A 9556-nucleotide genomic window follows, 5' to 3' on the forward strand; every position below is an offset into this window, starting at 1 on the left:
CTCATCTTCCAAGCCGGGAAAAAGAAAGTTTTGCTTCCCGTCTCAAGCAAATTTGGCTACAACCAGATTATACAACCGCAATGAATTATGCTGATTCTTTCATGGATGAATATGAAGAAAAATATCCGGATGCCATGAAAGTATTAGCAGAAGGACTTGAAGATTCGCTGCAATTTTTCCATTTTGAACAGATTGACCCGAGGAAAATTTCCTCCACCAACATCTTGGAGCGATTAAATCGTGAAATACGACGAAGAACAAGTGTCGTAGGGGGTTTTTCCTAATCAGGATTCATACATTCGTCTTGTGACCAGTTACTTAATGGAATACCACGAAGATTGGTCAATCAGACGATATTAGTCCGACGATTCTACAAGAAATTCAGGAACAACGTAAAGCGGCATAAACCATTTCGGAGTGCTGATGGTTTTTGCGAACTTTATTTGACACTAACTTTTTATTTTCATTGGAAAGGCAAAGACGAAATGAATACGATTGCGTATTATATTTCTGATTACGGTTTTGGGCATGCGACAAGAAGTGTGGCGCTGATTCGCCGTTTGTTGAAGATGGAGGAAGATTTAAGAATTATTATTTGTCACTCTTTTGCCCTTTCCTTTTTGCGGGAGTCTTTGAAAGGTGAGAATCGGGTAACATTTCGCAGGTTGGAAACGGACATTGGTTATGAGTTACGAGAGGACTCGATTGAGCCGGATATCCGAAAATTAAATGCCAAATACAAACAGTATTTAAAAAAGTGGAGTTTATTCATTGCACAGGAACGAGAGTTTCTACAGACTACTCAAGTGGATCTTGTCATTTCCGATATCACACCTTTTCCGTTTGAAGCGGCTTATATGCTGGAAATTCCTTCTATTGGAATTTCGAATTTTACTTGGTATACGGCGTATCAAAAATTAATTGCCGACACAATGCTTGAGACTTTAAAAGATGCCTATGAAAAAATGACATATTTTTTCTCTCTGGCAGGAAGCCAAGAACCAAATTGGGGGATGCGGGAAACGCAGCACTTTGGCTTTTTTGCTAGAGACGTAGACAATCATGAAGTTAATAGGATAAAAAAACTGGTGAATCCGACTGGCGAGCGGTTCGTTGTGTTCTTTGGACTTGGCATGAAAATCGATGTCGATCAACTGGAACGCCTGCCGATTTGGGATAGTCCTAATTGTACGTTTATCGTTTCAACAAATGTACGGGTGAAGAGGCCTAACGTTTTTCCCATTCCAGAAGACTATATCGAATCACAAAATTATATTGCTGCGGCGGATTTAGTTATCTCCAAGCCGGGGTGGGGGATCGTCAGCGAAGCAGTTTGCGGAAATAAACCATTATTGATTTTGGAACGGCAGGCTGTAATGGCAGAGGACCAACATATGATTTCATATTTACAAAAGCATCGTTTCTGTGCCACTTTGGGATGGAATGAAATTCAAGATTTTGAAATTGGTGAATCGTTTATCGATAAGATGGAAAAATTGAAGCAAAATTCAATCGTTGTCGATGACAAAGACAGGATTGCAAAAAAGATACTGGAGTTATTGAAAAAGAGAAATTGTTGAGATATCTTTCTTGCAACAGATGGAAAAGTATTCCTTTTTTGTTTGATTTGGCATAAAATTATCAGTAGTACTAGTATTATCTTTAGTATGATGGCCCGGTAACATCTGCCTTCGAACATTTTTATATGATATCGATCTGGTTTTAAACGAAAATAATGATTTAATGTGAAAAAATTAACAAATATAATCAAGTCAGAATAGACGTGTAAAAAATGTCATGAGCTTTTTTGTAAAAGGAAGTTTTTTCTTTTCCCAATGTTTATAAAACTGTAAAAAAATTACTTGAAAAGAGGGACCATCCATGAAAATCGCAGTTGCAGGAGCCGGTTATGTAGGGTTGGCGAACGCCGTTCTGTTGGCCCAGAACAATGAAGTGGTTGTGCTCGACATCATTCAAGAAAAAGTGGACATGATTAATAACAGGCGGTCGCCCATTGTGGATCAGGAATTGGAAGAATACTTGGCCACGAAGGATTTACATTTAACGGCGACGACGGACAATTACAAAGCGTATAAGGATGCCGATTATGTCGTTATTTGCACGCCGACCAATTATGATCCGGAGAAAAATTACTTTAATACCCGATCCGTTGAAGCGGTCATAGCCAATGTCCTTTCCATCAATCCCGCTGCCGTCATGGTAATCAAATCCACCGTACCGGTCGGCTATACGGAAAAAATGAAAGAGAAATTTGAAACGGAAAATATTATATTTTCACCGGAATTTTTACGGGAAGGAAAGGCTTTATACGACAATTTGTACCCCTCGCGCGTGATCGTAGGCGAAAAATCGGAACGGGCGAAAAAATTTGCCGATTTGTTAGTGGAAGGCGCGCTGAAGAAAGATGTGCCCGTTTTGTTCACCAATTCGACGGAAGCGGAAGCCATCAAACTGTTTGCCAATACGTATCTCGCCATGCGGGTGGCGTTTTTTAATGAATTGGATACATATGCCGAAATCAGGGGTCTGGACACGAGACAGATCATTGAAGGGGTATGCCTGGATCCAAGAATCGGCAATTTCTATAACAACCCGTCTTTTGGTTATGGGGGTTACTGCCTGCCGAAAGACACGAAGCAATTGCTGGCCAATTATCAAGACGTGCCGAATAATATCATGAAAGCGGTTGTGGATGCGAACCGGACGAGAAAAGATCATATCGCCGAAATGATTATCAAACGGAATCCGAAAGTCGTCGGAATCTATAGGCTTACCATGAAAACCAATTCGGATAATTTCCGGGAATCTTCCGTTCAAGGGGTTATGAAACGGATCAAAGGGAAAGGCATTGAAGTCATCGTTTACGAACCGACGTTGGATGCGGACACCTTCTTTAATTCCAAGGTTATCAATGATTTTGACGAATTTGCCAAACGGTCGGATATCATCGTCGCCAACCGCATGTCCGAGGAACTGAAACCGGTAATTGACAAGGTGTACACCAGGGATATTTTCGGCAGGGATTGAAAAAGCCAACGCAAAATTACTAAAGGCTCAATGTATCCATGCATGAGTGCCGAAACTTACGAATCCATGCCATTTCAAAGGTGAATAACATAAAATGGCATGGGTTTTCTACTATAAAAACATTTTTCTAATTGGTACAAAACGGAAAAGAAAAAGGAATGAGCCATGGAGACGAGGACGGAGAAAAAAACTAAGAAAAAGCGGATAAGAATCATTGGATACAGTCTTCTCGCGATTTTTTTGCTCACGCTTGGAATTGGAATCTATGCCTACCAGCATTACAAGCCGGAGAACCACTTTAAGAAAGTGCCGTTGATTTCGGCCGGTGACAAAAAAGCGAATGGCACCGTGGAAATAGACGATCCCGTTTTTAACGTCTTGCTCATCGGTTCCGATCAGCGGAAAGGCCAGAAGATCGGGCATTCCGATTCGATGATGGTCGTCCATGTGGATTTGAAAAAGCATCAATATCATATTCTGAGCATTCCCAGGGATTCAAGGGTGCATTTGGACGGGTACGGATACACGAAGCTGACGAGTGTCCAATATGTGATGCAGGCCAAACACGGATCGAAAAAGGGGATCGAAGAAGCGGTAAAGGCCATCAGCGAATTTACCGGCATTCCGATCAATTACTATGTGGAAACGAACTATTGGGGGCTGGAAGGGATGGTCGATGTGCTCGGCGGCATTGAAATGAATGTCCCCTTTGATGTCAGGCTTACCCACCCCTGGTATAAAGAAAATCAAAATAAGGTGATTACAGCCGGTACGCATACCTTTGACGGGAAAATGGTCACCGAACTTGTCCATGAGCGGTATTCCTTGGCAAATGGCGATTATGGCCGCCAGCAGCTCCAAGGAGAAGTGCTCAAGGCCATCGCCAAAAAGGCGTTGAGTGTCGGCAATATTCCTAAATTGCCCAAGCTGTTCGATTCCATTTCCGATTTTATCGTCGAAACGAATATGACCAAATCGGACATCATCAGCATGGCCTATGCCGTCAAGGATTTTGACCCGGACACCCAAGTCCATTACCATCAACTGAAAGGGAAGGGCCAAACCCTTTATGATGATGTCCTCCAGGCCAACAATTCGCAGATCGTCATTGATGAAAAGGACATGAAGGACATTGTGGAGAAATACTTCATTCCATAATTGGACATAAAAGATGAACCACATCGACAAAAGGAAAAATCCGGCGGGAGGTTGCCCCTCCCGCTTTTGATTTTCCGGCATTTTTTCGTCCGTGAGGAAGCGGAAATGATGAAAATATTCACCGCTGGACGCAATGACAGGCGGACAATTATGGCATATAAATGGAGCTCTCCGAATCCAACTCCGGACTGCATAAGGTTTACCGACCCTTCCTGATTGACGGCTCACGGAAGCCCGTACTGACTGATTCCCTTTCTTTAACGACGATCCCTCGGCAGTTCTTCAACTGTTGCCTAAAGGATTTGCCTCAGGTCATGCCCAACGGCAATTAGCGAAACTATCGTTTCTGTCCATTAATCCACAGGCAATCGGAGGCCTTCCCTCCTCTTCACCCTTGTCATGGATACTTCTTCGTGATTCTCCTTCTTTTCTTCCCTTTGATTTTGCTTTCCGTGTTCTCCTTTTTTCACACGCGCTTTATGGGTGAATATACTGATTATGTGAAAAAAAGAAGGAGGCATGTGCTTTTGCATCAATATCCGTTGTACCCTTATTGGTCGATGCCGATGCAGCCCGCCGGTCAACAGCAGGCATCCTTGAAGGACCTTTGCAAAAAATATCATCTTCATCTTGTCCGATTGGAAGGAACGGATGGGAACATCTATGAAGGAATCATCGAGGATGTGAACGAAGACAGCGTAGATATGCTCATTCCGGTCGGAGATGTGGAAGATGATCCGGATTACGGAATGCGCCAATATTTCGGGCAGATGGGATATGGCGGTTATCCGAGGAGGTTCCGCCGCTTCCGGCGTCATCGGTTCCCGTTCTTTATATTCAGGAGGCTGCTATTTCCCCATTTTTATTAAAAAGAATATGAGAAAGGAAAATGTAACGGGATGGCCGCCATGGCCATCCCGCTTCCCTTCCCCCGACTTTTACAGTCCTATATTTATCCCGATTTCAGCCGATGATAATAGGGCCCATTTTTGTTAATACCGATGATCCACCAAACAGGAAACGCTTCCGAACGGTTGCAACAATGCGGTGAGCTATAGACGTGGCTGAGAGAGGAGAATTTTTTGATCAAGCGGTGTATTGAAAGGGAAATGAGGATTTCCGATTTTACGGGGAGCCGAGGAATCGGGCGGAAAACCGTCCGAAAATATCATGCCCCGAATCGTCTTGCAGGAAAAGATCAGGCGGAAATTCTTCGCCGTCCGAAAATATATTTACGCCTCCGAATCCCCTGCGTCTTCGTTTTCATGGCCTCCAGCCCCTAAACCGAGACAGGCAATTCCTGATGATCCTCATCACTAGCATAGCATTGGGGTATGGGTCGTTGGAGACCTGCAGCTTTCGAAATCGTTGCTGGATTGTTTGTACCGCATCCTCCGGAAGCTGGCCCCGCCGTCTATGTAAATCCAGACTCGAAACTGTTTGGGAATGGGCCGGCCAACGGCAACAGGGATTTCTCTGTTTCGATACCTAAATAGAAGGCGGGCACTGTATTAACGGTCTATGCGAAAGACATGTCTTGGAACAAAAACGAAGAGGTGAAGGTCACGGTTGTTGACACCATTCCTGATCCCACCTATCCGATTATTTGATTGCAATGGGTTCGCTGTTATCCTAATTCGCTGAACAAAAGCTGCCATTTCAAAATGGCTGCCAGTCCTGCGCCGTGAAGAAACTTGTTCTCCGCTATGAGCTGCAGAAGTTGATGAAAGTCCATATATTGAATCTTTATATCTTCGCTGCTGTCTAAATTTTGATGATACGTATTGATGAGATCCGTTGCGGCGAATAAGTGAATGACCTCTGATGTCGAACCGGGAGAGGGATAAAAATAACCTAAAGATTTCCAAGTTTTTGCCGCGAAACCGGTTTCCTCAAGCAATTCCCTCTTGGCGGCCTCTATCGGTTCTTCCCCATCTTCGATCGAACCCGCCGGAAGTTCAAATTCCCAACTGTTAAAGGCATGTCGATATTGCTTTATGACAATGACCTTTCCATCGTTTGTTATCGGGAGGATACAAACCCCTTGATGGAAATTTATATATGAAAAATTGATTTTTTCCTGATTTGGAAGTTGAACCTCATCCGTAATAATTGTGAAACGGTTGACAACCGATTGTTTTCTGTTGATTATTTTCCAATTTTCCTCATTCGGTTTCAAAGAAAGAACCTCCCGTTATGTTGGAATAACCGTAAGCCAACAATCTGCTAGTTTTTTAAAGCATATCTATTTCTCGATGGAACAATAGTTATAATCTAATATTAGCGGAAGCCTATCGAACGGAAAAGATAAACGTTGTGCCGGTCTGGCCGGAAAGGGAATAGTTCTGGAAAGAAACTCCAATAAAAGATTATCCATATGGTTTGAACAAATTTGTTATTCGCATATGCTATAGTCATCAATGATTGTAAGATTTGCCGCGTTGTCTACGTCTTATGCTGTCTTCAAATGGTGAACAGGGAGACCTTCCGCTTTAAGTTGTTGTCTCCTGGAGATAGATCCTTAAAGCATTTCGGAATCATACCTATCTTTTTTAACTGGTAGGGCGCGTCATTTTTTCCAAAAAATGAAAAATGTTTTTCTTTTAATTATATCTTTTTAGTATAATAGTTTTAATTAAAGTTAATAGTTGGTGATTTTTCCAGGCGGGGGAAGCGTTTTTTTATTCATATCTCGAAATTTATTTTTTGTCAGGAGGATTTGAATGGAGAAATTACGAAAAATATTGTCTTTGATGTTGGTAAGCCTTCTCGTCTTTTCCCCGTTGCCGGCAAAGGGGGAATCTCCGTCTTCCCATGAAACGGATATTAAAGCATCAAAAAAGAATATCACGATGGATTCCCGCCCGTTAAAAAATCCGTTAAATTGGCAATCGGACATCGATTATCACGATCCCGATGCATACCCGCTTGTTTCGAAAGGGAAAAAAATAACCACGTTAACCGACAGCTATGGCACGAAACATACATTCACATACGAAGATCTTTTCGAAGATGACTATTTCTTCGGTTACCTCGATCTCATTTTCGGATACACGTCAGACGATGCCTATGACAAAGAAAGTTACATCTATTTTGAGTTTTTTTATGATAATGCAGGGTATTTGGAATATTATGGATATATGGATTTTGACACTTTTGGATTTGACGAATATGTATTGATTCCCATGATCGATAAAAATGATTTTGCCGACCAAAGATATATATACATTCGTGTGGGCATTGAAAACGAATTTGATCCGGAATATTATTCGGACGTTGCCACATTCAAAGTGGAGAATCCTTTTTACACGCCTGCAAACGACTATGTGATCATCAGCAATGAATCGGTGGACGTTTGGGATCTGGAATATACGGGATCTTTTGACTATCATATGGACAACTCGAAGATCACCATCGACAAAAAATTAAACCCCGGCGCCTATCGGATGGATGCCGTTCTTCCGTACAATCCGAAAAAAAATAACAGCAGACCGCTGAATAAGAACACGAACCGGGTTGCCCGAAGCTATCAAGTCGGCGACAAAAAAGATTTTTGGGTAACCAATTTGACGACTGAGTCAGATTACCGCATCAGTGCGGAATTGTTTTACAGCGGCACGAAGGCGAATGTTTGGGTACATAATAATCAAATTACGAAAACCCAGGCGGCACAATTGGGAAAGGAATTTGAGCAAAAAATTTATCCGGCGGTCGTCAATCATTTCGGAAAGGAATCCGATGTCGACGGGGACGGGAAAATCAACATTTTATGCTTCGATATTCAAGACGGATTTGCGGGATACGGCGGCTATGTGGCCGGGTACTTCTACGGCAGGGATTTATATGACGACATCCATTCCAATCGCTCGGAAATCTTTTATATAGATACCTATCCCACGATGGGAACGGGCAGTACAAAAGATGTAACAAAAGCCTACACCACCCTCGCCCATGAATTTCAACATATGGTTAATTTTAATCAAAATATGTTGATTGAGCGCAGTGAGGAAGTTATGGATACATGGCTGGACGAAGCCTTGTCCATGGCCGCCGAACAAATTTATTCAGGCAAGATTTTAAGCGACCGGATCGACTATTACAATGTCTCCGAATCCATCCGGGACGGGCATTCCCTGCTTTATTGGGATGAAGACGGCGATGTCTTGGCCAATTATTCCTTGTCCTACTTATTCGGTCAATATCTTAAACTGCAGGCGGGAAAAGGCAATGCCATTTTTAAAGAAATCATTCAGGATCCGTATGAAGACTATCGGGCAGTCGAAAATGTCATCAAGAAATATATTGATCCGTCGTTAACCTTCGGGAAAATGATGACCAATTTCCGCGTCGCCCTGTTGAAAAAAGAACCGACGGGTTTGTACGGTTTTAAGGGGGATCCGGGATTTAAAAACATTCACCCGAGAATTTATAGGGATTATCCGACCTTCTTATTCGGCGGCGGCGCAATCGTCAAAAAAATTAATTTGAATCAATTTAAAACGCCCGCCGACAAAGCAGAACGGATCACATATACGTATGTCCGAGGCAGTGAAATCAACAACCCGAAGGTCGGACTGAGCGTCAAAGATGTGTCGGATAAAGATACGGCCGTCAAAGGGGAAACAAAGCCAGGGGCCACCGTTTATGTGAAAAGATCCCCCGATTTAATCAGAAAAGGGACCGCTGACGACAGCGGAAATTTCTCGGTTTCGATCCCGGTACAGAAAGCAGGCAACGTATTAACGGTCTATGCGGAAGATATGTTCAAGAACAAGAGCAAAGAAGTGAAAGTCACGGTCGCCGACAAGACGCCGCCGGCAAAGCCGACGGTAAATCCCGTGGCGGATAACGCCACAAAAGTGACCGGGAAAGCGGAAGCGGGCGCGACCGTTTATGTGAAAGTCGGTTCGAAACAAATCGGAAAGGGGACGGCCAACAGCAAAGGCGAATTCTCGGTTTTGATCGCAAAGCAAAAGGCGGGTACCGTTTTAACCGTGTATGCGGTGGACAAGGCGGGCAACAAAGGCGTTGAGGCAAAGGTTACCGTCGCTGACAAAACGCCCCCGGTGCAGCCGAAAGTGAACACGGTGGGGGACAACGCCACGAAAGTGACGGGAAAAACCGAAGCGGGCGCCACCGTCTATGTGAAGGCCGGCTCGAAACAAATCGGGAAGGGAACGGCCAACAGCAAAGGCGACTTCTCGATCAAAATTTCCAANCAGAAGGCTGGTACGACGTTAACGGTTTACGCGGTGGACAAAGCGGGAAACAAGAGCAAAGAGACGAAAGTGAAGGTCGTCGACAAAACGCCTCCGCCCGCCCCGTCCGTGAACAAAGTGACATCCAAATC

6 protein-coding genes and 1 pseudogene are annotated in these 9556 nt (G+C 43.5%); 6 read left to right on the forward strand and 1 reads right to left on the reverse strand.

Annotated features, from left to right (window positions below; genetic code table 11):
* The 5 genes and pseudogenes from A3EQ_RS0114195 to A3EQ_RS0114220 form a co-directional block, all read left to right on the forward strand.
* Nucleotides 1-406, forward strand: a pseudogene (locus A3EQ_RS0114195) (transposase); the annotation flags it as partial.
* Nucleotides 407-485: 79 nt separating this feature from the next.
* On the forward strand, nucleotides 486-1580 hold the full coding sequence (locus A3EQ_RS21170; RefSeq protein ID WP_020155844.1) for a hypothetical protein: 1095 nt from the start codon (nucleotides 486-488) through the stop codon (nucleotides 1578-1580).
* A gap of 301 nt (nucleotides 1581-1881) precedes the next feature.
* On the forward strand, nucleotides 1882-3048 hold the full coding sequence (locus A3EQ_RS0114205) for a nucleotide sugar dehydrogenase (RefSeq protein WP_020155845.1): 1167 nt from the start codon (nucleotides 1882-1884) through the stop codon (nucleotides 3046-3048).
* A 165-nt stretch (nucleotides 3049-3213) separates the two neighbouring features.
* Nucleotides 3214-4206: an LCP family protein gene (locus A3EQ_RS0114210; protein ID WP_020155846.1), complete on the forward strand. Its 993-nt coding sequence runs from the start codon at nucleotides 3214-3216 to the stop codon at nucleotides 4204-4206.
* Between the two features lie 527 nt (nucleotides 4207-4733).
* Nucleotides 4734-5075, forward strand: coding sequence for a tudor domain-containing protein (locus tag A3EQ_RS0114220; protein WP_020155848.1), 342 nt, complete (start codon nucleotides 4734-4736; stop codon nucleotides 5073-5075).
* A 758-nt stretch (nucleotides 5076-5833) separates the two neighbouring features.
* Here A3EQ_RS0114220 and A3EQ_RS0114230 read toward each other — a convergent pair.
* Nucleotides 5834-6385 carry an NUDIX hydrolase gene (locus tag A3EQ_RS0114230; RefSeq protein ID WP_020155850.1) on the reverse strand — a complete coding sequence of 184 codons (552 nt, stop codon included), beginning with the start codon at nucleotides 6383-6385 and terminating at the stop codon, nucleotides 5834-5836.
* A gap of 1267 nt (nucleotides 6386-7652) precedes the next feature.
* Here A3EQ_RS0114230 and A3EQ_RS21175 point away from each other — a divergent pair.
* Nucleotides 7653-9556, forward strand: a 1904-nt coding sequence (locus tag A3EQ_RS21175) for an Ig-like domain-containing protein (RefSeq protein WP_456059062.1), incomplete at its 3' end; no start/stop codon positions are given.

The sequence above is a fragment of the Caldibacillus debilis DSM 16016 genome, from assembly GCF_000383875.1.
In the GTDB taxonomy this organism is placed as follows: domain Bacteria; phylum Bacillota; class Bacilli; order Bacillales; family Caldibacillaceae; genus Caldibacillus; species Caldibacillus debilis.

Bases quoted from the DNA above. Each gene is read 5' to 3' on its own strand.
- A3EQ_RS21170 (WP_020155844.1), top strand. From the start codon at position 486: ATGAATACGATTGCGTATTATATTTCTGATTACGGTTTTGGGCATGCG.
- A3EQ_RS0114205 (WP_020155845.1), top strand. From the start codon at position 1,882: ATGAAAATCGCAGTTGCAGGAGCCGGTTATGTAGGGTTGGCGAACGCC.
- A3EQ_RS0114210 (WP_020155846.1), top strand. From the start codon at position 3,214: ATGGAGACGAGGACGGAGAAAAAAACTAAGAAAAAGCGGATAAGAATC.